The following is a 24,391-nucleotide window of genomic DNA, read 5'->3' as shown; positions in this document are numbered from 1 at the left end:
GCGCGCCTGGACGTTATTGGGCGGCCGGGGCCAGCTTTTTCGCCGCCGCCGCGAAATCGGCGATCAGCGGGTCGGCGGCCTCGTATTTCTCGACCACCGGGGCGAAGGTGGCCTGCAATTCGGCCCTGAACGCATCCGAGGGCGTCACGACGGGAATGTTCAGCTCGGCCAGATGGGCCTTGATCTGCTCGTCCAGCTCCTTGACCGCCATCACCTGCGGCTCGACGATCTCGTCGGCGGCCTGGCGCATGATCTCTTGCTGCTCGGGCGTCAGCGCGTTGAACTTCATCTGGTTGATCAGCAGGAAGCTGGGCCAGAAGTAATGGCCGGTCAGCGACACGCCCTTGGCGATCTCGTAATATTTCTCGCTCTCGATCGAGGTCAGGTTGATCTCGACCGCATCCAGCGTGCCGGTTTCCAGCGCCGAATAGACCTCGCCATAGGCCATCGGCGTCGGGTTCACGCCCACCGCCTGCCACGCGTCCAGAAACATCCGGTTGGGCGCGACGCGGGTCTTCTTGTGATGCATGTCGGCCAGGCTTTCGACCGGCACGCCGACGGTCAGGAAATGGCGCTGCCCGCCGTCGTAGAGGCCCAGGGCGACCATCATGTGGTTTTCCAGCCTGTCCATGATCGCCCGCGCTTCCGGCGTCTTCGCCATGGTTGCGAAGCCTTCGTAGTCGGGGATCAGGCCCGGCAGCTGGAAGGCGTCGATCGACGGCTCCAGGGTCGAATAGGCCGAGGTCGAGTTCACCGTCATGTCGACGGTGCCGAACTGCACGCCCTCCATCAATTCCTTCACGTCGCCAAGCTGGCGCGAGGGGAAGATGTCGATCTTGATGTCGCCATCCGACAGCCGCTCGACCGCTTCCTTGAAGCGGACGGCGGTGTCGTGGATCGGATGCTGCTCGAATACGGCATGGCCCAGGCGCAGCGTGACGGGGTCGGCCCAGGCTGCGGTCGAAAGCAGGCTTCCCATCAGGGCGAGGACGGCGGTCTTTGTTTTCATGTTTCTCTCCTCCTATGTTCCCATACAGGGAACGCTGTTCTCATATTGACACGACAGGTCAAAGGCGTCAACACAGAGAGAGGGGAAGCAAAATCACGGGGAAAACACTTTGGAAAAGGCCGAGACCGTCCGGGCCGCCGACACCTGCCTGCGCATCCTCGAGCGTATCGCCTTTGCCGATTCGCCCATGGGCGTGACGCAGGTTTCCGCCGATGTCGGCATCGCCAAGGGGGCCGCCTTCAAGCATCTGCGCACCCTGATCGAACATGGGCTGATCGTCCAGGATCCGGTCACTTCGCATTATGCGCTGGGGCCGAAACTATGGCTGATGGCGCAACAGGCCCCCGCCGGCGCAAGCCTGGCCGAACTGGCCCTGCCCCTGATGCGCGCCACCCGCGACGAATTGGGCATGGCGGTGGTGCTCAGCATCCCCGCGCCGCGCTCGGCCTTCATCCTGGCCACGGTCAGCAGCAACCAGCCGATCGAGATCGGCGTCCGTCCCGGCAGCGAGCTGAGCCTGCATTCCTCGGCTCAGGGCAAGGTGTTCCTGGCCTTCGGTTCGCCCGAACTGCTGGGCACCCTGCCCGACGCGCTGCCGCAGATCACGCCGAAAAGCGTCACCTCCAAAGCGGTTCTGGCGGCGCAGCTCGACGCCATCCGCGCGGCGGGCTACGCGACCGCGCCCGAGGAATCGCTGCTGGGCATCAACGCCGTCGCCGCGCCGATCCTCGGCTCGCAGAACCAGCTTCTCGGCAGCATCGGCCTGATCGCGTCGATCCAGCACCTGGGGGCGGTCCCTACCCCGTCGCAACTCAAGGCATTGTTCGCTCTGACGCGAGAGATCGGGCTGCGCGTCAGCCAATAGCCGATCTTTCGCTGCCTCGGCGGCAAGGCACGGCCGCTCGCCGGAAGGCGATCTGCCGGATCGGCATCCCGGCTGTGCTGGTGAAGCCCTGCCATCCGGTTCCGGCAGGCCCTGCAGCACCGCCGCCAGACGTGCTGTCCCCCCCGGTCTGGCGCGTTCGCGCCGATTGCTCGGGGTGATCGCCGGTCGGGTGGCGAAGGACGGTATAGGTATCCACCGCGATCATGGTGCAGCGGGCCTCGGCCAGCCTGGCGGCCTCCCTGTCCTCAAGCGATTTCGGCCGGGCGGCGAAGGGCAGCATCCCCAAGACATGGTCGGACCGTGTCGGGGCGATGGCCAGGGCACGCTTCAGCAATACGCCCTGCGGGGGTTTCCTCGACGATCAGCCGCGTGCCGGCATCCCGGTCCCGGCGCTTGCGGATCGCCGCGGGCAGCTGCCCCTTGGTCGAGGCGGTCGCTATCCGGGGGATCGGTCCCTTGCCGCAAGAACCGATGGGACAAGCCGGGCGGCCCCGAGAATGGTGCTAAGCCCTGCCGATTGCAGCGGCTCGACCGGCTGTCCGCAGCCGGAGGATGCCGGCCCTTCCGGTCGCCCGGCTGCGCGCGCCGGTCGGGCCGCGCCGGCGGTGCTTTACCGCCAGGCCGTGCGGGCGCGCTCGTCGGCCCGCTGGGGTCGCCGGCAGAAAGCCCCCGGCCCGCGAACCACCCCGCCGGCACCGGCGGAGCGGCCGGCAAGGCTTACGACCGCTCGCTCGCCTTCCATTCGTCCCAGCTCGGCTGGCCCTTCATGAAGCCCTCGATCTGCTGGCGGTCGGCCTCCAGCCGGGGGTCGTGGCGAAGGTAGAAGCGGGTCTCGCGCGCGATCAGGCCCGACAGGATCAGCAGCCCGATCAGGTTCGGGATGGCCATCAACCCGTTCATCACGTCCGAAAAGCTCCAGACGACGCCCAGCTGGACCGTGCAGCCCAGCAGCACCACCAGGGAAAACAGGATGCGGAAGGGCATGACGCCGCGATGACCCACCAGGCGCTCGAGGTTGCGTTCGCCGTAATAGGCCCAGCCCAGGATGGTCGAATAGGCGAAAAGAACCAGGCCGACGGTCACGACCCAATGCCCCCATTGTCCCGGCAGGCCGTGGCTGAACGCCTGTCCGGTCATGATCGAGGGCGAGATCTGCAGCCCCGTCTGCGGGTCGATCTCGGTCCAGACGCCGGTGGTGATGATCACCAGGCCGGTGCAGGACACGACGATGATCGTGTCGATGAAGGTCTGGGTCATCGACACCAGGCCCTGCCGCACCGGATGCGTGGTCTGCGCCGAAGCGGCGGCAATCGCGGCGGAACCCATGCCGGATTCGTTCGAGAAGATCCCGCGCGCCACGCCGAACTGCACCGCGATCATGATGGTGGAGCCCAGGAAGCCCCCCGTCGCCGCCGTCCCGGTAAAGGCCTGCGAAAAGATCTCGCCCAGGGCGGCGGGCACCGACCCGATGTTGACCAGCAGGATGTAAAGCGCGCCCAGGACGTAGAACAGGATCATCACCGGCACCAGCCCGGCAGTCACCTTGCCGATGGACTTGATCCCGCCGACCAGCACCACCAGCGTCAGGCCGGCCAGGACGATGCCGGTGATCCAGGTCGGGATCATGAAGCTGCGCTCGAGGTTCGAGGCGATCGAGTTGCCCTGCGTCATGTTGCCGATGCCGAAGCAGGCGCAGACGGCGAATATCGCAAAGCACAGCGCAAGGAACCTGCCAAAGCCGTTCGGGATGCCGCGCTCCAGGTAATACTGCGGGCCGCCGTTCTTCTCGCCGACCTCGTCGGTGGTGCGGAAGCGCACGCCGAGGAAGGCCTCGGCATATTTCGATGCCATGCCGAGGATCGCCGTGACCCACATCCAGAACAGCGCCCCCGGACCGCCCGCCGCGATCGCCGTCGCCACCCCGACGATGTTGCCGGTGCCGACCGTCGCGGCCATCGCGGTGGTCAGCGCCTGGAATTGCGAGATGTCGCCCTCGGCATCGTCATCCCTGCGTTTGAGCAGGCCAAGCCGCAGGGCCGCGCCCAGACGGACCAGCTGGATGCCCTGCAACCGGATCGTCAGGTAAAGCCCGGTGCCCAACAGCAGCGGGACAAGAAGGTAAGGCCCCCAGACGATCCCGCCGATTTTCCCCAGGATTGCTTCCATCTGGTCGAGTCCCATCAATACCGCCTCTCGTGATTGCAATGGCCGCAAACGGAACCGTTCGGTCCCGGATGTCAAGTTCGGCCGGGGCACGGCCCTTGCCGCAGCGAAGGGGGGGAAAGACGTCCCCACCAGGACAGGGACAGAGACCGGCGAGGGCGGGTTCGCTTGGCGCCGCAGCGCAAAGGCGGTCCGCTCGGGATCCCCTTGCGCAAGCTGCCGAGGCCTTGGCCCGGCAGGGATTGCTCCCGGCCCCATCGGCGCCAAGGGGCGCGATGGCCCCGACGCCATCGCCACGGGTTTCGATCTGCCGCGCCGGGGCGTCAATCAGGCCGGTATCTGCCGCAGGAGCAGGAACAGGAGCGCCGACAGAAGCGCCGCGGCAGGAACGGTGACGACCCAGGCCGCCCCGATGGTCAGCACATGCAGCCTGCGGACCAGCTTGCGGCGGCGGCGCTCGTCCGCGGGTATGTATTCCGGCCGGGGCACGGCGATGCGGGCCTGTTTCAGCCGCCGCTCGGCATCCCATTCGCGAAAGAAGCCCACGCCGAAGATCGCCCCCACCGCGATATGGGTCGAGCTGACCGGCAGCCCCAGCCAGCTTGCCAGAATGACCGTGATCGCCGCCGACAGGGCGACGCAATAGGCGCGCATCGGGTTGAGCTTGGTGATCTCGCTGCCGACCATGCGGATCAGCTTGGGGCCGAACAGGCTGAGCCCGAAGGAGATCCCGAAGGCCCCGATCAGCATGACCCACAGGGGAATGGTCACGTCGCCATTGAAATCGCCCGTCTGCACCGTCTGCACGATGGCCGCCAGCGGGCCGACGGCATTGGCGACGTCGTTGGCGCCATGGGCAAAGCTGAGCAAGGCGGCAGAGGCGACCAGCGGGATGCCGAACAGCACCTTCACCGACTTGTTGCGGTTCTCAAGCCCCTCGGACTGGCGGCGGGTGACCGGAATCATCAGCAACCAGCAGCCCAGCCCCACCATCAGGCCCAGCAGCAGCGCAGCGCCCATCGAGACCTCGACCAGCTGCTTCAGCCCCTTCATGACCAGATAGGCGGCAAAGGTGCCCGCCATGATGCCGACCAGGATGGGCACCCAGACGCGGGCCGCGGCGATCTTGTCCTCGCGATAGACGATGCGGGACTTGATGAGCCACAGGAAGCCTGCCGCCACGACCCCGCCCATCACCGGAGAGATGACCCAGCTGGCGGCGATGGCGAGCATCTGGTCCCAGCTGACCGCGCCGAAGCCGGCCCCGGCGATGCCCGCGCCCACGACCCCGCCGACCACCGCATGCGTGGTCGAGACCGGCGCCCCGATCCATGTCGCCAGATTGACCCACAGGGCCGACGCCAGCAGCGCCGCCATCATCGCCCAGATGAAGGTCGCAGGCGTGTCCAGCGCCTCGGGCGCGACGATGCCCTTGGCGATGGTCGAGACCACGTCGGCCCCGGCGATCAGCGCGCCCGCGCTTTCGAACACCGCCGCGATGACGATGGCGCCCCCCATGCTGAGCGCGTTCGCCCCCACCGCAGGACCCATGTTGTTGGCCACATCGTTGGCCCCGATGTTCAGCGCCATGTAGGCGCCAAACACGGCGGCGGTGACGACGATCAACATCTCGCCGCTCTGCCCCAGCAGGATCGCCGCGGCGAGTCCGGCCAGGATGATGAAGACGAAGCCGATGCCCGGCGCCACCAGCGGCCGGGACACATAAGCGGCGGCTGCCTCGAGATTCGCGAAGCGGCCGAGATCGCGGTCCAGCGTTTCCAGGTGTCGGGGCTCGAGATCCTTGTCAGACATGTTCCGCCTTTCTGTTGCCGCGGGTGCTAGGAGGGAATCGGCGGCATATCAAGACGGCGCTGTCACAAGACAGTCGCACAGTTGCAACATCCCGCCTTGCCATCGGCCGCCGCCGACCGGCCCGCCGCGATCAGCACCCGTTTCGGCGCAAGGCGGCCGTGCTGCCCCAAACCCCGTTTGCCCGGACCGAAGGATCTGGAAGAGTCCCGGCGCAGCCTTCGGGGTCACGCAATTGCAGATTTTCGTCGGCCTAGGCGGTTGTCACCGTTAGCGGCTTGGGGCGCGTCCCGACCCAGACGATCTGGAAACAGGACATGCCATGAAGCCAGGGACAATGTTCGCATTCGCCGTGGCGGCGGGGCCTGGTCGGACCGCGCCGGCGCAGGGGATCGCGTTCTTCAGCATCGGCACGGGCGGCACCCATGGTCCGATGGCGGGCTGATCGCGCATGCGATCTCGAGCCCGCCCGCCCCACGCCTGCGAGGAAGACCATCCTTCCGGGATCGTCCTGTTCCTGCTTTCGGTCCATCTTATACGCCCGGCTTCGGCATCCCGCGCCACTTGGCATCGCGGGGGCTGCGCATGGGCGTGGCACTGTCCGCGGCGCCGGCGCGCAACCGCCACCGGACGGAGGCCCGCGTCATTCCCGACGTGCTGCCGGTGACGGACTGGCTTCTGGCCCTTAGCAGCGCGGTCGGCACCTGCCACGGGCGGTATGGCTGCAATTCTGCGTCCGCAACCCGCTACAGGGCGTCGGTCCGCTGTTCATGGCGGTGGCGATCTGCTTCGCCCGCACCTCGATCATCGGCAATGACGCCTGTTCGGAAATGGCCCCACCCTTTCCTTGGCATCGGCCGGGGCCAGGCTTGCCGCCTTGCGACGCCTGCTGCCGGTCATGGTGCCATGGCGGGCATTGCAGGCTGCCGCCACGGTGTTCGATCTTGCCGACGCCTCGGGCGAACTGATGGCGACGGCCAGCATGATACCCGGTCCGCCCCGCACTTCACCAGGCGGACGCCCGACCTGCACCGCCGCGGTCAGCAATAGCGTTCCACGAAAGCCATCTGGTGATCGCCATAACGGTCGCCATGGGCAAATCCCGGCGGAAGGATGCGCTCGATTTCCGCAATATCCGCGGCGGCAAGGTCCGGCACCTGCCAGTCGCGAAGGTGATCCGCCGTCCGCGTGCCGGGGATCGGGACGATGTGATCCCCCTGCGCCAGAACCCATCCCAGCGCCGCGCCGGGGACCGTCCAGCCCCGCTCGGCGCAGAGAGCCCGGAACGGTGCCATCGCGGCAAGGTTGGCCGAGAAATTCGGCTCGGTAAACCGCGGGTTGGTGTCGCGAAAGTCGATGCCTGCGCGGAAATCCCGTTTCAGCGGCGCGCGCCCGAACATGCCGCGCCCCAGGGGCGAAAAGGCGACGAAGGCCACGCCAAGCGCGCGGCATGCCTGGATCAGGCCCAGCTGGGGCAGCCGCGTCCACAGGGAAAATTCGCTCTGAACCGCGGCCACGGGATGTTCGGCATGGGCGCGGCGCAGGGTCGAGGGCGCGATCTCGGACAGGCCATAGCCGCCGATCTTGCCTTCCTGCACCAGCTTCGCCATCGTCCCGGCCAGGTCCTCGACCGGGATCTCGGGCTGGCGGCGGTGGATGTAGTAAAGCTCGACATGCTCGCGCTTCAGCCGGCGCAGCGATTCTTCAAGGCATTGGCGGACATAGGGCTCGTCGTTGCGCACGGCGCGCGGCGGCCCGGTGACGATGCCGCATTTCGTGGCAAGGTGAATGTCCCGCCGCCCCCATTTGCCGAGGATCCGCTCCGACACGCCCATGCCATAGATGTTGGCCGTGTCGAAATGGCTGATGCCGGCGTCCGCCGCCGCGTCGAGGCAGGCCAGCGACGTCGTCTCGTCCGTTGCGCCGAAGATCCCGCCAAAGCTCATCGTGCCGAAGCCGATGCCGCCGACCTTGCGATTGCCGAGCCGTCTCTGTTCCATCCCTGCCTCCCCGTGCCGCGGTGCGGCAGGGAAGCGCGGCGCGATCCGTTCGTCAAGCGAAAGCGACCTGCGGGCGGCCGGGGCCGCGCCCCCCCTTGGCGGTGCATGTTCACCCGCGCCCGTTGCTCATCCCCGCTGCGGCAGCTTCGCGCTTCGCCACATGATGAACAGCCCCGAGAGGACGATCATGGCCGAACCGATCAGCATCGAGCCCGTAAGACGCTCTCCGAAAAGCAGGACGCCCAGGGCGACGCCAAAGATCAATCGCACGTAGCGGAAGGGCGTGACGGCAGAGACCTCGCCCGTGCGCATCGCCTTCATCAGGCAGGCATAGGCGCAGACCCCGCAAAGCACCGCGCCCACCAGAAGCAGCCAGGCCCGCCTTTCGGGAAGGACGAAGGCCGCGTCCGACCAGAAGGAAACCATCACCCCGGCGACCGCCACCGCCAGAAAGCCGTAGAACCCCAGGACGTTGGTCCCCAGGGACGCAGGGGCCGCCCGGCTGGCGAGGTCTCGTCCGGCAAAGCCCAGCATGCCCGCAACCGCGAGAAGCGAGAGCATGGAGAAGCCGTCCGTTCCCGGCCTGACGATCACCAGCACGCCCCCCATGCCCAAGAGGATGGCGCTCCACCGGCGCCATCCGACCCGCTCGCCGAAGACGAGGGCGGCGGCGGCCACCACCACGACCGGCGTCGCCTGCAGGATGACGGTGGCCGCCGAAAGCGGTATCAGCGCCAGCGCGAGGACATAGAACAGCCGGCCCGCGATCTCGAACACCACCCGCAGGCGCATGGGAAAGGACAGCACCTCGGGCGTGAACAGGCTTTCGCCTGCCCATCGGGCCAGGCCGGCAAAGACCAGCGCGCCGCCCAGGCCGAAGGTGACAAGGATCTGGGCGATGGGGATGGTGGAGGAAACGCCCTTGATCATGGCATCCTCGAGCGTGAAGCCCGCCATCGCCGCGACCATCCACAATGCGCCGGCAAGGTTGGCGGCATGGCGCCTGCGCGCGGCCAGGGTTTCTTGCGGCGGGGCCGAAACGCGTTCCATGGGTGGGCTCGTCCAATGAATGGGTAAGAAGATCCTTGCCCGAGTATCAGCCCAGGCCCTCGCATGCCACCCGCTCCGGCGCGGCGGCCGATGTCGCCCGCCGGCGCCGGCACCGATGCGACGCGGGTGGCAAGCTACAACCCCCGGGTTTCGCTGTCCTGGCTGGTGACTTCGCAGACCCTGGGCGGCACCCGGCTTTATCCGGTGCAAAACCGGCTGGACCGCGAGACGGCGCTGCGGCTCTGGACCGAGGCGAACACCTGGTTCTCGAACGAACAGGGCAAGAAGGGCCGGATCAAGGCGGGCCAGCTGGCCGACCTGGCGCTGCTGTCGGCGGATTACTTCGCGGTCCCGGAAAGCGAGATCGTGCATCTGCGCTCGGTCCTGACCGTGCTGGGCGGCCGGGTCGTGCATGGCGGGGAGGAATTCGGCCCACCGGCCCCGGCGCTGCCCGCGCCGATGCCCGACTGGTCGCCGGTGGCGCGGTTCGGCGGCTATTACCGCGCGGCGGAATTGCAGCAGGACCAGAGCCGCTTCGCCGCCGCCTGCGGCTGCGGGCAAGGCTGCGCGGTCCATGGCCACGATCACGCCGCCGCGCTTGGGGCCAATGTCCCGGCCTCGGATGCGCGGACCTTCTGGGGCAGCTTCGGCTGCGGCTGCTGGGCCGTCTGAACCGGATGAAGATCGCTGCGGCGGGATGCACGCATCCCGCCGTCCATTCCCCTTTTTCGAGAGGTGCCGAGATGGCCGAACCGAACCCTGGAACCTCTGGTCCCCTGTCTTTCCCGGTCTTTCGCGCGCTGTGGATCGCGACGATCATATCCAACATCGGCACCTGGATGCACGATGTCGGCGCCGCCTGGCTGATGGCCTCGCTGTCGGCCAGCCCGCTGCTGGTCACGCTGGTGCAGGCGGCGACGACCCTGCCGATGTTCCTGCTGGCGCTGCCCGCCGGGGCGATGGCCGACATCGTCTACCGCCGCAGGCTGCTGCTGGCGCCGCAGCTGCTTGGCCTTGCCGCCGCGGCCACGCTTTCGGTCCTGACCCTGCTGGACCTGACCGGCCCCTGGGTTCTGCTGGCGGCGACCTTCGTGCTGGGCGCCTCGGCCGCGGTCAGCGCGCCTGTGTTCCAGGCCATCGTCCCGGAACTGGTGGACAAGCAGGCCCTGCCCGACGCCGTGGCGCTGGACAGCCTGGGCGTGAACATCTCGCGCGCCATCGGCCCGGCGCTTGGCGGGGTGATCATCGCGCTGGCCGGCACCCCGGCGGTCTTTGCGCTGAATGCCGTGTCGGTGCTTGCCGTCCTGGGCGTGCTGTTCTTCTGGAAGCGCGCCGAGACGGCGCATAGCCTGCCGCCGGAACATTTCCTCGGCACCCTGACGGCCGGATACCGCTATGCGCGTCATTCGCCCGCCATGCGGCTGGTGCTGATCCGGGCGGCGGGATTCTTTCTGTTCGGCAGTGCGCTCTGGGTCATGCTACCGCTGGTCGGCCGTCGTATCCTGGGGCTGGAGGCCGCGGGCTATGGCACGCTTCTGGGCTGCATGGGCGCGGGCGCGGTGCTGGGCACGCTGCTGCTGAAGCGGCTGCGCCGGACGGTTCCCCCCAACCGGATCTCGGTCTGGGCGACGCTGCTGTTTGCGCTGGCGACGCTGGCGCTGACGCTGGTGCCGAACGCCTGGATCGCCGGCGCGGTCATGGTCCTGGCGGGGCTGGCCTGGATCGGGATGCTGACCTCGCTGAACGTGGCGACGCAGACGGCCTCTCCGGGCTGGGTGAAGGCGCGGGCGCTGGCCGTCTATCTGCTGGTCTTCCAGGGCGCGATGACGGGCGGCAGCGTGCTTTGGGGCACCATCGCCTCGTGGTCCGGCGTGCCGGCGGCGCTGGTGGTGGCATCGGCGGGGCTGCTCGCCTCGGTGCTGCTGGCGCGCGTCTGGCGGCTGCCGAAGGATGCGACGGCCGACCTTGCCCCCTCGAACCATTGGGCGGAACCCGTGGTCGCCGTCCCGCCTGGGGACGATCGCGGCCCGGTGCTGATCGAGATCGAATATCGCGTTGATCCGGCCCGGATGGCCGAGTTCACGGCCGCCCTGCGCCGCTTCAGCGCCACCCGCCAGCGCGAGACGGCGCGATCCGCTGGGACCTGTGGGAGGACATTGCCGAGCCGGGGCGGATGGTCGAGGCCTTCGTGGTGGAAAGCTGGGTCGAGCATCAGCGCCAGCACGCCCGCGTCACCCATGCCGACCAGCTGGACCAGCAGATGCTCAACGCCTTCCACATCGGCGAGGGACCGCCGCGGGTCAGGCACCTGCTGCGGCCGCTGTGACCGCGCACCCAAGGAACGACAACGCCAGAAAGGACCGACATGATGAACCAAGCCCTGACACCCTATGAGCCGCTTTTGCTCGGCATCCTCAGGATCGTCGCCGCGCTGGTGATCTTCAGCTACGGCACGCAGAAGATCCTTGGCTTTCCGGCCAGCCAGGCCGTGCCCCCGACCGGCTCGCTGCCCTGGATCGCGGGCCTCTTCGAACTGGTCGCGGGCTTTCTGGTCCTGGTCGGGTTCCAGGCCCGCGTCGCGGCCTTCGTCCTGTCCGGGGTCATGGCCTTCGCCTATTTCCTGGCGCATGCGCCGCAGGGGTTCTATCCGGCGCAGAACGGCGGCGTTCCCGCGATCCTGTTCTGCTTCGTCTTCCTGTATCTTGCGGCGGCGGGGGCCGGCCCGGTCAGCCTCGATGCAGCCCTGCGCAAGACCTGATACCGTAAGCCTTCGCATCCCCGGACCCACGAAAGGAGCCTGACATGAGCTGGAACCCCACGCAGAACCCGGATTGCCCCGACCGCAAGGGCCTGGAATCCATCGAGACGCTGATCATTCCGCGCGCCCGCGACCTGGGCGGCTTCGAGGTGCGCCGCGCGCTTCCCGCGCCGCGCCGGCAGATGGTCGGCCCCTTCATCTTCTTCGACCAGATGGGCCCGGCCGAGTTCCTGACCGGCGGCGGCATCGACGTGCGCCCGCACCCGCATATCGGGCTGGCGACGGTGACCTATCTCTACCAGGGCGAATTCCATCATCGCGACAGCACCGGCGCCGACCAGATGGTCTATCCCGGCGAGGTCAACTGGATGATCGCCGGCAGCGGCGTCACCCATTCCGAGCGCACCAGCGAGGAGATGCGCAAGCAACCCGGCTCGCTCTTCGGCATCCAGACCTGGGTCGCGCTGCCGGAAGCCGAAGAGGACCGCGCCGCGGCCTTCGAGCATCACGGCCAGGAGGCGCTGCCCTTCCTCGATGAAGGCGGCAAGCAGGTACGGCTGATCCTGGGTTCGGCCTGGGGCGAGCGCGCGCCGGTCAAGACCTTCACCGAGACCTTCTATGCCGATGTCGTCCTTGCCGCCGGGGCCAGCCTGCCGCTGCCCGACGATCACGAGGACCGCGGCGTCTATGTGGTCGAGGGCAGCATCCGTGTCGCCGGCCAAAGCTTCGAGGCCGGCCGGATGATGGTGTTCCGCCCCGGCGACCGCATCAGCCTGAAGGCCGGCGAGGCCGGCGCGCGGCTGATGGTTCTGGGCGGCGAGACCATGAACGGGCCACGCTACATTTCGTGGAACTTCGTCGCCTCGTCGCAGGAACGGATCGACGCCGCCAAGGAAGCATGGGCGCAGGGCGACTGGGAACACGGCCGCTTCCGCCTGCCGCCGGGGGACGAGAGCGAGTTCATCCCCCTGCCCGACCAGCTGCGGTGAAGGAACGCATGTCCGACGCGGCAGCGGGACGGACCGTGCCGCCCTGATGCTTGGACAAGATCCGCCCCCTTGCTCATGGCCCGGCCGGGATACCCCCACCACCACGGCAAGGGCATGTCCGGCCTCACGTCGCGGCCTTGAGGTTAACCTGTTCCTCGAGCTTTGCGGCCGTTTCCTTGCGCTCGCTGTAGCGGTCGGTCAGGAAGGCCGAGAGATCGCGGGTCAGCAGGGTGAACTTCACCAGTTCCTCCATCACGTCGACAATACGGTCGTAATAGCTCGACGGCCGCATGCGCCCGGCCTCGTCGAACTCCTGCCATGCCTTGGCGACCGAGGACTGGTTCGGGATCGTCAGCATCCGCATCCAGCGGCCCAGCACGCGCATCTGGTTCACCGCGTTGAAGCTTTGCGAGCCGCCCGAGACCTGCATCACCGCCAGCGTGCGGCCCTGCGTCGGCCGGATCGCCCCCATCGACAGCGGAATCCAGTCGATCTGCGCCTTCATCACCCCGGTCATCGCCCCATGGCGTTCGGGGCTGGTCCAGACCTGGCCCTCGGACCACAGACAGGCGTCGCGCAGCTCCTGCACCTTGGGATGCGACGGTTCGGCATCCTCGGGCAGCGGCAGGCCGTTGGCGTGGAACACCCGCGTCTCGCAGCCGAAATGCCGCAGCAGGCGCTCGGCCTCCAGCGTGGCGAAGCGGCTGCAGGAGCGTTCGCGCAGCGAGCCGTAGAGCAGCAGGATGCGCGGCGGATGCGTCGCGCGGGGAATGTCCGGGATCGGCCCGCTGGTCGAGGTGCCGGTGCCGATCCTGCTGGTCAACGCCGCCCTGTGGCTGGGCGGCCGCTGGTTCCCCGAACTTGCCGCGAAGGAGGCCCGCGCATGATCCCCGACCTGCCGAACCTGTCGCCCGACTGCCTGCGCGCGCCCGCGATCCCAGCCATCCCCCCGAACGAAGCCCAGGGCCGCTGCGCGCAGGACCGCGGCCATTCGTCGGCGAAGGCAGCCCGACAGGCGGCGTGGTCTTTCGTCCCATCGCGACCAGCGCATCCAGCAGCGTCGGCTGGTCGGCATCGCGACGGTGCCCTGCCTTGCTGTCCGCCCGCTATACTCGGACCTTGCAGGCCTTCCGTCCGACATCCTTGGGAGAGGACAGTCGATAGGCCGTGTAGTGACCCGGATCATCCATCCTGACGGACATTGCCCCATCCGCCAGGTCGGGCGGGTCGCAAAGAGCGTGCTGATCAGGCGGCCGCCGCGAGTCCAGCCACCGCTGCAGCGGTTCGGACAGGGCAAGCGGCAGGCCGTCGCGGGACAGATACGGATCCCCGTCGAAACCTTGGGGCTATCGGCGGGAGACCTGGGGGTCTCGACCGCGCTCGGCCCGTGATCGCCATCCGTATCCCGCCCCAGATCGGCCAGGATCAGCAGGGTGCTGGGCGCGTCATAGGCCCAGCTGACCTCGACCACCCAGGGCGTCCCCGGTCATCGAGGCGCAGGGTCAGGGACGCATCCACGAAGCCATGCGGATGCGCGGCAGCCGCGGCGGGCACACAGCCGGAAAGTCCGGCGATCAGGCGGGGCAGCCCCACGGCCCTTTTGCGCAGGCGAATGGCAAGGCAATTCACCCGCGCGGGAGGGCGCTTTCGCCCCCGGCCGTCTGCGCGGCGGCGGGCGGCGGGAAGCCCCATATCCGCGGCGCGTCCCGCATCAGCATCCGCGCCTCGATCAGGTCGAGGCGCCGGCAGACGGCCTCGGTGTTGCCCGCGGTCTCGCCCAGAAGCTTCTGCCACAGGCGCAAGGCGGAAGCCGGGCTCCAGGGCAGCGCCGCCTGCGCCAGCCAGCGGCGCAGCTCGGGCGGCAGGCGGTCGTATTGCTTGATCGGACAGGGCCTGCGGCGGCGGCGCAGCGAGGTGGCAAGGTTGCCGCGCATCAGTGCAGTCTCTGCGCCGCGGCCGGGTCCACGGCCGGATCGAGCGCCAGGAACAGCCGCACCTGCCCGGTTCCGGCGATGGGCGGGGAACGGTGCAGCAGCCGCGTGACCTCCATGCCGGGCCACAGCGCGCCGCGCAGGATCGCGGCCTCGCCGACGCGCATCTCGCCGGCCGGCACGACCTGGCCGCTGGCATCCTCCAGCCCGAATTGCGTCCCCGGCCCCCGATAGGTGCAAACCAACCGCGCGGGCATCTGGTCAACATGGAATTTCCGGCAGGCATCCGTCGTCACCGCCTCGAAGCGGATATGCATCAGCGGGTTGCGCACGACCTGGGCAAAGACCAGCGCCAGCGCCCCGATGTCGCTGGCCAGCAGGTCTCGCATCGTCCCGGCGGGCAGGCCGGAGCGGTCGCAGGCGGCGTGGATGCAGTTCTCGGCCGCGCGGAAATCCACCAGGGCGCGCAGGGCCGGCAGTTGGCCGACCGGAATGCCCTCGATCCATTCGGCGAAGGCGGGAGAGAGGCGGCGCCGCCAGATCGCGGCGCCGATCCCCGGCTGCACCACCTGCTGCAGCACCAGCCCGCTGTCGGATTCGCGGATTTCCCGCGCCTCGGCGGCATCGGGGCCTGGGGCTTGCGGGATTGCGGTATCGGTCTTGGTCATGCGGCTGCTTCTCCTCTGGTCCGCTTCTGAGGGGGCATCCCAGCCCCCGCCCTTGCCGCGCTCAGGCCACGCGACGCTGGCCCCATTGCGGAAAGGGATCGGGAAGCCTCGCCCAGGCTTCGGGCGTGAAGTCCCAGGCCTCGACCAGGGCATCGTCCAGGGCCTGGGTGATTGCCGCAGGGTCCATGCCCGCGCCGATGAACACCAGCTCCTGCCGGCGGTCGCCCCAGGGTTCCTGCCAGTTCCTCGCCACCTCGGCGAGGCTGTCGGGATGCGTCGGCCAGCGTTCGCGCGGCACCGAGGCCCACCAGCCACCCAGAGGCGTAACCGAAGAGACGACGCCGGCCAGGCTGAACTCCACCGCCCAGTTCGGGCGGCTCGCGATCCAGAAATGCCCCTTGGCGCGGATCACGCCGGGCAGGTCGCCGTTGAAAAGGTCGTGGATCCTGCGCGGGTGAAACGGCCGCCGCGCGCGATAGACGAATGAGGAAATCCCGTATTCCTCGGTTTCTGGCACGTGATCCTCGAAACCGTAAAGCTCTTTCGCCCACATCGGATGCAGATGCGCGCGGTCGAAATCGAACAGGCCGGTGTCGAAGATCGCATCGGCATCGACACGGCCGAAATCCGTCTCGATGAGCGTCGCGTCCGGGTTCAGCGCCCGCACGATCTTGCGCGCCCGGTCCAGCCGCTCGGGCCCCGCATCCGTCGCCTTGTTCAGCACGATCACGTCGGCGAATTCGATCTGGTCGGTCAGCAGGTTGACCAGCGTCCGCTCATCCGCGTCGCCCAGGCTTTCGCCGCGTTCGGCTATGAAATCGTCGCTGGCGAAGTCGTTGGTCAGGTTGATCGCATCGACGACCGTGACCATCGTGTCCAGCCGCGCGACATCCGACAGGCTGTCGCCGTTCTCGTCCCGGAAATCGAAGGTCGCAGCGACGGGCAGAGGCTCGGCGATGCCGGTGCCCTCGATCAGCAGATAATCGAAGCGACCCTCCTCGGCCAGCTTGCGCACCCCTTGCAGCAGGTCGTCGCGCAAGGTGCAGCAGATGCAGCCATTGGTCATCTCGACCAGCTTTTCCTCGGCCCGGTTCAGTTCGGCGCCGTCGCGCACCAGGTCGGCGTCGATATTCACCTCGGACATGTCGTTGACGATGACCGCGACGCGGCGACCCTCGCGATTGTTCAGGACGTGGTTCAGAAGCGTGGTCTTTCCCGCGCCCAGGAAGCCGGACAGGACGGTGACGGGCAGGCGTTTGTCGCGCGTTTGCTGGCTGGTCGGCATGGCATCCTCGTAAATGTAATGTTATTACGTTACTCAAATAGCCAGAATCGCCGGGGCCTGCAATGTCGTTCTTTTCCACCCGCCCCAGCGTCGGACAGGTCGATGAAGGCAGCCGTCTGGCCTCGAAATCGGCGCCGACGGGCTGATCCCGGCCGTCACCAATGCCGCAACGACCGAGGCCCATGCGCCCAGCCTGATGACCGTCGGATGGCCGGGCGCTGGCTCTAAAAACCCGCGCATGCCTCGCCCAATTCATCATGAGAATCTGCATGACTAATGTCTTTCAAGATACTGATAAACATCGACTCTGTATCCGCATGAGATGCGGCATCCTGCATGCAACCGGGCGGATCGTGGCGCTGGAAGACGACCCCTCTTCCATGCCCAGAAGTTTCCATCGCGCGAGGCCGCAGGCAAGCGCCCCGCCGGTTGACCCGCTTTCATTCAGGACGACACCATGCCGCAGGCTCCGGTCACCATCCTGAACGGGTTTCTCGGGGCCGGAAAGGCTACGCTCATGCAGAGCCTGCTGGTGCAGGCCCGCAGCATGCCGGGCGTCCTCGTCAACGAGACTCGACACCAGCGATGCGATCTCGCGCCGCGACCCGCGCTTTGCCGCCATCCCGGCCGGCAGCATCAGCGGCGCGCAGGGGCTGGAGCAGTTCGTCCGCGCCGTGGACAAGGTGACCGCGCAGGGGGACGCCACCCATATCCTGATCGAAACCTCGGGCAGCACCCATCCTTGGCCGCTTCTCGAGGCGATCCGCGCGCATCCCGCCCTGCGGCTGCACGGCTTCCTGTCGGTGGTGGACACGGCGACGCTGGCGCAGGACCACGACCTGGGCCGCGCCATCCTGCCCGCCGCCTCGCGCCATCTGGTCGCCGGCCAGCGCGGGATCGAGAACCTGCTGGCCGAGCAGATCATGTTCGCCAGCCGCATCCTGCTGAGCGAGATGGACCGGGTGTCCGGCGAGACGCTGCGCACTGTCGCGCAGGCGATCCATCCGCTCAACCCCTTCGCCGACATCATGGGGATGCAATGGGGCAATGTCCGGCTGGCCGATGTGCTGGCCCTGCCGCCCTATGACCATGCGCGGGTCGCCGCCCTGGGGGCAGAACTGACCGATTGGGACCGGCAGCATGGGACCAGCTCGATGTCCGGGGCCGAGGACTATCGCATCGACAGCATCATGATCGCGGACCCCCGCCCCTTTCACCCGCAAAGGCTGTGGCGGGTCTATAACCACTATCTCGGCACCGGCATCCATCGCAGCAAGGGCTTCTTCTGGCTGCCGTCGCGCGATCGGCTGCAACTGCTTTGGAACCAGACCGCCGGCAGCATCGGGCTGGAGATCGTCAATTACTGGAAGGTCGCGGCGCTGGAGGACGAGAGCCTCAACCTGCTGCCCGAGGAACGCGAAGAGATGCGCCGCCGCCTTGCCGGCATGTCGCCCGAGTTCGGCGATCGGGGCTGCCGGCTGACCGTGATCGGGGATCGCGACGGGCTTGCGGCATTCGCCGATGCCGTCAGGGGCTGCTTCTGCACCCCCGCAGAGGTCGCGGCCTGGAGGGCGGGCGCAGCCTTCGACGATCCCTGGCCGGCAAGCACAGTGAAATTGTCGCAGCGGTAAGCCGCCCGGCCCGGCATTGCACCTATCGGACCGTCAGCGTCGTCCTGAAGCGGTCGCGATAGTCGCGCGGCGTCAGCGAAAACCGGCGCAGGAAGGCCTTGCGCAATTGCTCGTCCGAGGTGAAGCCGCAGCGGAAGGCAATGGCCTTCAACGGCAGGTCGCCGTCCAGGAGCAGCGCCTTGGCCCGCTCGCAGCGCGCGCTCTCCAGATAGCTGGCGGGAGTGGTGCCCAGTTCGGCGGCGAACAGGCGGGTGAAGTTGCGCGGGCTCATCCCGGCGCGGGCCGCCATGTCGGGGATGCGCAGGGGCCGGTCCAGGTTGGCCAGCAGCCACGCCTGGATGTCGCGCATCCCCGGCGGGCCGCGCATCTGGCTGGTCAGGGCGGCGCTGAACTGCGACTGCCCGCCCGGACGCTTGAGATAGATCACCAGGTCGCGCGCCACGGCCAGCGCCAGATCGCGGCCGAAATCCTGCTCGACAAAGGCCAGCGCCAGGTCGATCGCCGCCGTCACCCCGGCCGAGGTCCACAGGCTGCCGTCCTGCACGAAGATCGCGTCGGCATCCACGCGAACCTTGGGAAAGCGGCTCTGCAACAGATCGGCCACGCTCCAATGCGTCGCTGCGCACCGTCCGTCCAGAAGCCCCGCCGCGGCCAGGAAGAACGACCCCGAGCAGAGCGCCGCGAAGCGTTCCGCCTCGAAGGCCCGCCTGCGGCACCACTCCACCAGCCCGGCTTCCCGCGCCAGCGCCGCCTGGATGTCGAGCGCACCGGCGACCATGACCGTGGCCAGCGGGCCTTCCGGCAGCGGCCCCGCCTCCAGCGAGATCAGCGTGTCCGAGGGCACCATGCCGGGCTGGCGCGCGGCCAGCACGATGTCATAGCGGCGCGGATCGCCCCGCGCGGCCAGGTGGCGGTTGGCATAGGTCAGCACATTGACCGGCCCGACCGCCTCCATCGACTTGAAGCCGGGATAGATGACGACATGCACCCGGTGGCTGTCCCTGCCGGGCGCGGCTGGCCCCTGCCTTGTCATTCGCTTCCCGCCCCCTGGCCTGAACATCGGCAACCCTGTCCGAAATCGCCCGGTCGGGCAGGTTCACGCGATTGATGAAATGAAATAACATTACGCCACTGGATGCAAGCCGAGGAGACTGTCCGAGATGAAAACCCGCGCCGCCATCGCCTGGGAACCGAACCGCCCGCTGGAGATCGAGGAGATCGACCTCGAAGGCCCGAAGGACGGCGAAGTCCTGGTCCGTATCGTCACCACCAGCCTGTGCCATACGGACATGTTCACCCTGTCGGGCAAGGACCCCGAGGGGTTGTTCCCCGCCATCCTCGGCCATGAGGGCGTCGGCATCGTCGAGGAAATCGGCCGCGGCGTCACCTCGGTCAAGCCGGGCGACCACGTCATCCCGCTTTACATCCCCGAGGATCCCGACTGCCCCTATATCAGGTCGGGCAAGACCAACCTGTGCCAGACCATCCGCGAGACGCAGGGCCTCGGCGTGATGCCCGACGGCACTTCACGTTTCTCCTATAAGGGCCGGATGATCCATCACTACATGGGCACCAGCACCTTCAGCGAATATACGGTGCTGCCCGAGATCTCGGTGGCCAGGATCTCGACCGAGGCGCCCCTGGCCAAGGCCAGCGTCATGGGCTGCGCCATACCGACCGGCATGGGCGCAGTCAGGAACACCGCCAAGGTCCAGCCCGGCGCGACCGTCGCAGTCTTCGGCCTGGGCGCGGTCGGCATGGCGGTGATCCAGGGGGCGAAGATGGTGGGCGCCGGCCGCATCATCGGCATCGACACCAACCCCAGCAAGTTCCCGCTGGCCCGCGGCCTGGGCGCGACCGAATGCATCGACCCCAAGGAGTTCCAGCAGCCGATCCACCAGGTCGTCATCGACATGACCAACGGCGGGGTGGATTATGCCTTCGAATGCATCGGCAACGTGAACGTCATGCGCTCGGCGCTGGAGTGCTGCCACAAGGGCTGGGGTGAATGCACCGTGATCGGGGTCGCAGGCGCGGGCGAGGAAATCGCCACCCGTCCGTTCCAACTGGTGACGGGCCGGGTCTGGCGCGGCTCGGCCTTTGGCGGGGTGCGCGGGCGCAGCCAGTTGCCCGGCATGGTGGACGAATGGCTGCGGGGCGAGTTCAGCGTCGATCCCTATATCACCCACAACATGACGCATGAGCAGATCAACACCGCCTTCGACCTGCTGCACGCAGGCGAGTCGATCCGCTCGGTCATCCATTTCCGCCCCGACGAGACGATGCGGGTCAACAGCCTGCCCGGCAAGATCGTCCCGGCATGAGCGGATGAGGTAAATCCCCGGACATCCTGCATGTCCGGGGTTCGGAGCATAGCCTCTGCAATGGACTGCGCCGAAGCCGGCCAAACTGGGAAGATCATCGCCCGATGCCGCATCGATCCTTTTGGTGGTTCCCGCCATGCCGGGACCACCTCGACACGCGGCAGCGACGGGCGGAGCTTCACCTAGAGGTGCGAAACCATGCCGTTCAGATAGAGCGACAGGGCATATGCCGTCGCTCGGGCCTCGACTGCCAGCCGCTCCCGTCCCTCGTTTTCATCCATGAAATGGGCTCCGAGGCCGCGTGTCGTGCATCCTCCAACGAGCGCAAGGACAAGAACGGCGTTGGCAATTCGCGTTGGCGCTCTCTTCTTCGATGAAATGTTTCTGCCACGACGGCAGGTATCGCCGGATACCGAAGCCGACCCCTGGGGAAGGCATCCCGGCTGGTCCGGTCGGGTAGCCGCGCCAGGATCGGATCAGAAGGGCGCCTGGACCAGGCGAAACGCCGTCGCGAAGGCGAAGATCGCCACCAGGCCGCCGAAGGCGACCTCGACCAGGCCGGCGAGGACCGAGGCGCGGCCGAGGGACGGCAGCGAGACCTGCACCCCGCGGCGCAGGGCGACTGCGATGACCGCGGCAAGGCCCGTCACCATCATGGTGCCGATCCCCATGGCATAGGCGCCGGCGATCCCGATTGCATCCAGATCGAGCCGCCAGGTCAGGATCAGCAGGAACAGCGCCCCGGTGCAGGGCCGCAGGGCCACTCCGGCGACCAGCGCCGCGGCTTCGCGCCAGGACCGGATTGCCCGAACCTCCTGCACATCGGGGACATGGGCATGGCCGCAGCCGCAGGTTTCGGAATGCGTGTGGCCATGCCGGTGCCGGCCCGCGGCCAGCCTACGGAAGCCGCGCCAGCACAGGATCACCCCCAGCAGGGCGATGGCCGCGGCCGAGAACGGCTCGAGACCGGCCGCAGCGCCCTCGACGCGGTCGCGCGCGCCGCCGAAGATCCAGACGCCCGCATAGACCACGGCCACCGCGACCGTCGCCTGCGCAAGGCTGGTTATCGCGGCCAGGCCGACCATGCGTCTCATCGGCACGTCGGTCGCGACCCCGTAGGCGCCGATCAACGCCTTGCCGTGCCCCGGCCCCAGCGCATGCAGGAAGCCATAGGCGAAGCAGATGCCCAGGAATGCCGTGACCGCCCCGGCCTCGCCGCCCCGCAGGGCGCGCAAGGCCCGCGCCAGCGCGTTCTGGTAGTCGCGCTGCCAGCCCAGGGCCATGCGGGCGACGCGGTCGTCCAGCCCGGTCCAAAAGACCAGTCCGGCGGCCACGGCCAGCGCAAGCAGAGCGATCAGGACGGCCTTGCGCATTCCAGCCTCATGTGGTCGGCAAAATCGCCGCCCACATCGGGATATTTGCCCTGATCCATGATCTCGTCATTGGTCAGCTTGGCTAGTTCGTCGCCATATTTGCGCTGCGCCGCGGCGATGTCGGCCTTTTCTATCTCGACGCGGCAGCCGTCCCGGCCCCGGATTTCTAGCGTCCCGGCCAGCTCGTAGAAGGTATAATAGGTCGGGTCATAGACCTGCGCGACGATCCGCCCGTCCTCGGGTCGGATCCGGTCCAGAAGCGGGCGGATATGGCTCACGACCAGCCGGCCGTCGCGATGGCGGACCTCGATCTCCATCGGCCCGGACAGCGCGACCGGCTTTCCGTCATGTGTCAGGTAAAGGTCGCCGGCGAAATCCTCGGGCCAGTCGCTGAACATGGCGGTCAGGCGGGCGATATCGTCATCGGTCAGCACGCCGTTGCCGTCAGCGTCCAGCTCCATGTCCTCGACGATCAGCATCGAGGAAAGCTCGTCGAAGACCCAGGTCACGCTGACCGCGCCCATCCTGCCCTCACCGTCGAAGCGAAAGGTCAGGCCGGTGTCGATGAAGACATGCGGATGCGCCTCGGCCCTTGCAAGGGCAAGGACCGACAGCAGGGACAGCAAGGCAAGCCGCAAACAGCGCATGGCGGCAGGCTTTAGGCCGCGGGCGCCGTTTCGACAAATCACAAAACTGGCGCGTCGGCATGTCCTTGCCGGCATCCCGCCCGCGTTCCGGCCTCAGCCGCCGTTTTCTGACGCCGGAACGCGCGACGGCCTCTCTTGCCCTTCTCTTTTCGTAATGTAATAACATCACGCAAACTCGAGTCTGTCATGCAGCGACGCCCGGAGCCGCCTGAAATGAACCCCCGCACGGCCGATGCCTGTATCACCTTCGAGGATCTGACGGTCGGCTATGGCAGCCACGCCGCCGTCCATCACCTGACCGGCCAGGTGCCGCGCGGCGCGCTGCTGGCCGTGGTCGGGCCGAACGGGTCGGGCAAGTCGACGCTGATCAAATGCATCACCGGCCTGCTGGCGCCGATGAGCGGCACCTGCCACATCGCGGCGCGGACCAGCCTGGCCTACCTGCCACAGCAGTCCGAACTGGACTGCAGCTTCCCGGCGCGGGTGGTGGACCTGGTCGCGCTTGGCCTGTGGCGCAAGCGCGGCCTGCTGGGCCGGCACCGGGCCGAGGATCGCGGCGCCGTCGCGGATGCGCTGCGCGCCGTGGGGCTGGACGGGTTCGGGCGGCGTCCCATCGACAGCCTGTCGGGCGGGCAGTTGCAGCGCGCTTTGTTCGCCCGGCTGCTGGTGCAGGATGCCGATCTGATCCTGCTCGACGAGCCCTTCAACGCCATCGACGAAAAGACCATCCGCGACCTGATCGGCCTGATCCTGCATTGGCATGGCGAAGGCCGTACCGTGGTCGTGGTCGTCCATGACCTCGACCTGGTGCGGGCGCATTTCCCGCAGGCCCTGCTGCTTGCCCGCCGCCCCATCGCCTGGGGGCCAAGCGCCGAGGTGGTGACGCCCCAGAACATGCAACGCGCCCGGCAGTTCCAAGAAGCCTGGGACGACGACGCGCCTTGGTGCGAGCCGTCCCCCGCCCCGGCCGGAGACGTGGCGTGATGGTCGACTGGGTCGTGGCGCCTTTCCTCGAATTCGCCTTCATGCAGCGCGCGCTGGCGGGGGCGCTGCTGCTGTCGCTGTCGGCCTGCCCGGTCGGCGTCTTCCTGATGCTGCGCCGGATGAGCCTGACTGGCGACGCCATGTCCCACGCCATCCTGCCGGGCGCGGCGGCGGGCTTCCTGCTTTACGGGCTGGAGATCGTGCCGATGACCATTGGCGGGCTGATCGCCGGGGCCATCGTGGCGCTTGGCGCCGGCGCCGTGGCACGGCTGACGGTGCAGAGGGAGGATGCCTCGATGGCGGCCTTCTACCTGGTTTCGCTGGCCATCGGGGTCGTCATGGTCTCGCTGCGCGGCTCCAGCGTCGATCTGATGCATGTGCTGTTCGGCACGGTGCTGGCGCTGAACGACGATGCATTGTGGCTGATCGGGCTGGTCGCCGCCGTCACGCTGGCGACCACGGTGCTGCTGTGGCGGGCGCTGGTGGGGGAATGCCTCGACCCGCTGTTCCTGCGTTCGGTCTCGGGCCTGGGGGGCGTGGTGCATTTCGTCTTCCTGGGGCTGGTGGTGCTGAACCTGGTCGCCGGGTTCCAGGCGCTTGGCACGCTGCTGTCGGTCGGACTGATGATCCTGCCCGGCGCTGCGGCGCGGTTCTGGGTGAACGATGCCGTCGCGATGTGCGTCGCCTCGGTCGGGATCGGCATCGTCTCATCGCTGGGCGGGCTCTTGCTGTCCTATCACGCCAGCCTGCCCTCGGGTCCGGCGATCATCCTCTCGGCCGGGGTGGTCTATCTCGTCTCGCTTCTGGCCGGGCCGCGAGGCGTGTTGCGGCCGGCCCTGCCCCGCCGCCACCACCGGACGGCCTGACGCCATGAAAGGATATCC

The 24,391-nt window shown here is 68.0% G+C and carries 22 protein-coding genes and 1 pseudogene; 11 read left to right on the top strand and 12 right to left on the bottom strand.

The features are described 5' to 3' along the window. Positions 1–13 precede the first annotated feature (13 nt). Positions 14–1,009 (bottom strand): TRAP transporter substrate-binding protein, encoded by a 996-nt coding sequence (locus IT40_RS12835; RefSeq protein WP_036755594.1) that lies wholly within the window; start codon positions 1,007–1,009, stop codon positions 14–16. 109 nt (positions 1,010–1,118) lie between these two features. Between IT40_RS12835 and IT40_RS12830 the strand changes: the two genes are divergently transcribed. Further along, a complete protein-coding gene (locus IT40_RS12830; RefSeq protein ID WP_036755591.1) occupies positions 1,119–1,874 on the top strand; it encodes an IclR family transcriptional regulator in 756 nt (251 codons plus the stop codon). A 738-nt stretch (positions 1,875–2,612) separates the two neighbouring features. On the opposite strand, the gene IT40_RS12820 is transcribed toward IT40_RS12830, so the two are convergent. Together IT40_RS12820 and IT40_RS12815 are read right to left on the bottom strand one after the other, a co-directional pair. Next, entirely contained in the window at positions 2,613–4,076 is a 1,464-nt protein-coding gene (locus tag IT40_RS12820) for an alanine/glycine:cation symporter family protein (protein WP_036755588.1), read from the bottom strand. 309 nt (positions 4,077–4,385) lie between these two features. Continuing rightward, positions 4,386–5,870, bottom strand: coding sequence for an inorganic phosphate transporter (locus tag IT40_RS12815; RefSeq protein WP_036755585.1), 1,485 nt, complete (start codon positions 5,868–5,870; stop codon positions 4,386–4,388). A gap of 319 nt (positions 5,871–6,189) precedes the next feature. Between IT40_RS12815 and IT40_RS30485 the strand changes: the two genes are divergently transcribed. Continuing rightward, positions 6,190–6,312 carry a hypothetical protein gene (locus IT40_RS30485; protein ID WP_279432833.1) on the top strand — a complete coding sequence of 41 codons (123 nt, stop codon included), beginning with the start codon at positions 6,190–6,192 and terminating at the stop codon, positions 6,310–6,312. Positions 6,313–6,907: 595 nt separating this feature from the next. Here the strand turns inward: IT40_RS30485 and IT40_RS12810 are convergent. Continuing rightward, on the bottom strand, positions 6,908–7,867 hold the full coding sequence (locus IT40_RS12810; protein WP_036755582.1) for an aldo/keto reductase: 960 nt from the start codon (positions 7,865–7,867) through the stop codon (positions 6,908–6,910). A 126-nt stretch (positions 7,868–7,993) separates the two neighbouring features. Next, complete coding sequence (locus IT40_RS12805; RefSeq protein WP_052095902.1) at positions 7,994–8,917, bottom strand: DMT family transporter; 924 nt, start codon at positions 8,915–8,917, stop codon at positions 7,994–7,996. Positions 8,918–8,980: 63 nt separating this feature from the next. Between IT40_RS12805 and IT40_RS12800 the strand changes: the two genes are divergently transcribed. The 4 genes from IT40_RS12800 to IT40_RS12785 all read left to right on the top strand — a co-directional run bounded on the left by IT40_RS12800 (position 8,981) and on the right by IT40_RS12785 (position 12,664). Beyond that, positions 8,981–9,589 (top strand): amidohydrolase family protein, encoded by a 609-nt coding sequence (locus IT40_RS12800; RefSeq protein WP_243700250.1) that lies wholly within the window; start codon positions 8,981–8,983, stop codon positions 9,587–9,589. 71 nt (positions 9,590–9,660) lie between these two features. After that, the gene (locus IT40_RS12795; protein WP_243700251.1) at positions 9,661–11,286 is read left to right on the top strand and encodes an MFS transporter; all 1,626 of its coding nucleotides are present in this window, start codon (positions 9,661–9,663) and stop codon (positions 11,284–11,286) included. Continuing rightward, complete coding sequence (locus IT40_RS12790; protein ID WP_116171217.1) at positions 11,283–11,675, top strand: DoxX family protein; 393 nt, start codon at positions 11,283–11,285, stop codon at positions 11,673–11,675. The genes IT40_RS12795 and IT40_RS12790 overlap by 4 nt, the downstream gene beginning before the upstream one ends. Positions 11,676–11,719: 44 nt before the next feature. Then, positions 11,720–12,664: a pirin family protein gene (locus IT40_RS12785; protein ID WP_036755576.1), complete on the top strand. Its 945-nt coding sequence runs from the start codon at positions 11,720–11,722 to the stop codon at positions 12,662–12,664. Between the two features lie 124 nt (positions 12,665–12,788). Here IT40_RS12785 and arsH read toward each other — a convergent pair whose 3' ends face one another. The 4 genes from arsH to IT40_RS12765 all read right to left on the bottom strand — a co-directional run bounded on the left by arsH (position 12,789) and on the right by IT40_RS12765 (position 16,548). After that, positions 12,789–13,475 (bottom strand): arsenical resistance protein ArsH, encoded by a 687-nt coding sequence (gene arsH, locus IT40_RS12780; RefSeq protein WP_036755665.1) that lies wholly within the window; start codon positions 13,473–13,475, stop codon positions 12,789–12,791. A gap of 814 nt (positions 13,476–14,289) precedes the next feature. Next, the gene (locus IT40_RS12775; RefSeq protein ID WP_052095901.1) at positions 14,290–14,598 is read right to left on the bottom strand and encodes a DUF6525 family protein; all 309 of its coding nucleotides are present in this window, start codon (positions 14,596–14,598) and stop codon (positions 14,290–14,292) included. Next, complete coding sequence (locus IT40_RS12770; protein ID WP_036755573.1) at positions 14,598–15,263, bottom strand: DUF1826 domain-containing protein; 666 nt, start codon at positions 15,261–15,263, stop codon at positions 14,598–14,600. Before IT40_RS12770 ends, IT40_RS12775 begins: the two co-directional genes overlap by 1 nt. A gap of 61 nt (positions 15,264–15,324) precedes the next feature. Next, entirely contained in the window at positions 15,325–16,548 is a 1,224-nt protein-coding gene (locus tag IT40_RS12765; protein ID WP_036755570.1) for a GTP-binding protein, read from the bottom strand. Between the two features lie 457 nt (positions 16,549–17,005). Between IT40_RS12765 and IT40_RS30800 the strand changes: the two are divergent. Together IT40_RS30800 and IT40_RS30480 are read left to right on the top strand one after the other, a co-directional pair. Beyond that, a pseudogene (locus tag IT40_RS30800) lies at positions 17,006–17,119 on the top strand (GTP-binding protein); the annotation flags it as partial. 19 nt (positions 17,120–17,138) lie between these two features. Beyond that, entirely contained in the window at positions 17,139–18,179 is a 1,041-nt protein-coding gene (locus IT40_RS30480; RefSeq protein ID WP_341860335.1) for a CobW family GTP-binding protein, read from the top strand. A gap of 22 nt (positions 18,180–18,201) precedes the next feature. Here the strand turns inward: IT40_RS30480 and IT40_RS12755 are convergent, their stop codons facing one another. After that, entirely contained in the window at positions 18,202–19,212 is a 1,011-nt protein-coding gene (locus tag IT40_RS12755; RefSeq protein WP_052095899.1) for a GlxA family transcriptional regulator, read from the bottom strand. 127 nt (positions 19,213–19,339) lie between these two features. Between IT40_RS12755 and IT40_RS12750 the strand changes: the two genes are divergently transcribed. Continuing rightward, positions 19,340–20,503 carry an S-(hydroxymethyl)glutathione dehydrogenase/class III alcohol dehydrogenase gene (locus IT40_RS12750; protein ID WP_036755566.1) on the top strand — a complete coding sequence of 388 codons (1,164 nt, stop codon included), beginning with the start codon at positions 19,340–19,342 and terminating at the stop codon, positions 20,501–20,503. A gap of 476 nt (positions 20,504–20,979) precedes the next feature. Here IT40_RS12750 and IT40_RS12745 read toward each other — a convergent pair whose 3' ends face one another. Then, on the bottom strand, positions 20,980–21,876 hold the full coding sequence (locus IT40_RS12745) for a nickel/cobalt transporter (protein ID WP_036755563.1): 897 nt from the start codon (positions 21,874–21,876) through the stop codon (positions 20,980–20,982). Beyond that, the gene (locus IT40_RS12740) at positions 21,858–22,523 is read right to left on the bottom strand and encodes a DUF1007 family protein (RefSeq protein WP_052095898.1); all 666 of its coding nucleotides are present in this window, start codon (positions 22,521–22,523) and stop codon (positions 21,858–21,860) included. Before IT40_RS12740 ends, IT40_RS12745 begins: the two co-directional genes overlap by 19 nt. Before the next feature lie 213 nt (positions 22,524–22,736). Between IT40_RS12740 and aztA the strand changes: the two genes are divergently transcribed. After that, on the top strand, positions 22,737–23,507 hold the full coding sequence (gene aztA / locus IT40_RS12735; protein ID WP_036755561.1) for a zinc ABC transporter ATP-binding protein AztA: 771 nt from the start codon (positions 22,737–22,739) through the stop codon (positions 23,505–23,507). Next, complete coding sequence (gene aztB / locus IT40_RS12730) at positions 23,507–24,373, top strand: zinc ABC transporter permease AztB (protein ID WP_036755655.1); 867 nt, start codon at positions 23,507–23,509, stop codon at positions 24,371–24,373. Before aztA ends, aztB begins: the two co-directional genes overlap by 1 nt. Positions 24,374–24,391: the final 18 nt, after the last annotated feature.

The sequence above is a fragment of the Paracoccus versutus genome (assembly GCF_000763885.1).
Lineage (GTDB): Bacteria > Pseudomonadota > Alphaproteobacteria > Rhodobacterales > Rhodobacteraceae > Paracoccus > Paracoccus versutus.
This window is presented reverse-complemented; position numbering and strand designations above follow the sequence as displayed.

Bases quoted from the DNA above. Each gene is read 5' to 3' on its own strand.
- IT40_RS12745 (WP_036755563.1), bottom strand. From the start codon at position 21,876: ATGCGCAAGGCCGTCCTGATCGCTCTGCTTGCGCTGGCCGTGGCCGCC.
- IT40_RS12810 (WP_036755582.1), bottom strand. From the start codon at position 7,867: ATGGAACAGAGACGGCTCGGCAATCGCAAGGTCGGCGGCATCGGCTTC.
- IT40_RS12770 (WP_036755573.1), bottom strand. From the start codon at position 15,263: ATGACCAAGACCGATACCGCAATCCCGCAAGCCCCAGGCCCCGATGCC.
- aztA (WP_036755561.1), top strand. From the start codon at position 22,737: ATGAACCCCCGCACGGCCGATGCCTGTATCACCTTCGAGGATCTGACG.
- IT40_RS12795 (WP_243700251.1), top strand. From the start codon at position 9,661: ATGGCCGAACCGAACCCTGGAACCTCTGGTCCCCTGTCTTTCCCGGTC.
- IT40_RS12740 (WP_052095898.1), bottom strand. From the start codon at position 22,523: ATGCGCTGTTTGCGGCTTGCCTTGCTGTCCCTGCTGTCGGTCCTTGCC.
- aztB (WP_036755655.1), top strand. From the start codon at position 23,507: ATGGTCGACTGGGTCGTGGCGCCTTTCCTCGAATTCGCCTTCATGCAG.
- IT40_RS12790 (WP_116171217.1), top strand. From the start codon at position 11,283: ATGATGAACCAAGCCCTGACACCCTATGAGCCGCTTTTGCTCGGCATC.
- IT40_RS12755 (WP_052095899.1), bottom strand. From the start codon at position 19,212: ATGACAAGGCAGGGGCCAGCCGCGCCCGGCAGGGACAGCCACCGGGTG.
- IT40_RS12750 (WP_036755566.1), top strand. From the start codon at position 19,340: ATGAAAACCCGCGCCGCCATCGCCTGGGAACCGAACCGCCCGCTGGAG.
- IT40_RS12805 (WP_052095902.1), bottom strand. From the start codon at position 8,917: ATGGAACGCGTTTCGGCCCCGCCGCAAGAAACCCTGGCCGCGCGCAGG.
- IT40_RS30485 (WP_279432833.1), top strand. From the start codon at position 6,190: ATGAAGCCAGGGACAATGTTCGCATTCGCCGTGGCGGCGGGGCCTGGT.
- IT40_RS12820 (WP_036755588.1), bottom strand. From the start codon at position 4,076: ATGGGACTCGACCAGATGGAAGCAATCCTGGGGAAAATCGGCGGGATC.
- IT40_RS12785 (WP_036755576.1), top strand. From the start codon at position 11,720: ATGAGCTGGAACCCCACGCAGAACCCGGATTGCCCCGACCGCAAGGGC.
- IT40_RS12765 (WP_036755570.1), bottom strand. From the start codon at position 16,548: ATGCCGACCAGCCAGCAAACGCGCGACAAACGCCTGCCCGTCACCGTC.
- IT40_RS12775 (WP_052095901.1), bottom strand. From the start codon at position 14,598: ATGCGCGGCAACCTTGCCACCTCGCTGCGCCGCCGCCGCAGGCCCTGT.
- IT40_RS12800 (WP_243700250.1), top strand. From the start codon at position 8,981: ATGCCACCCGCTCCGGCGCGGCGGCCGATGTCGCCCGCCGGCGCCGGC.
- IT40_RS12815 (WP_036755585.1), bottom strand. From the start codon at position 5,870: ATGTCTGACAAGGATCTCGAGCCCCGACACCTGGAAACGCTGGACCGC.
- IT40_RS12835 (WP_036755594.1), bottom strand. From the start codon at position 1,009: ATGAAAACAAAGACCGCCGTCCTCGCCCTGATGGGAAGCCTGCTTTCG.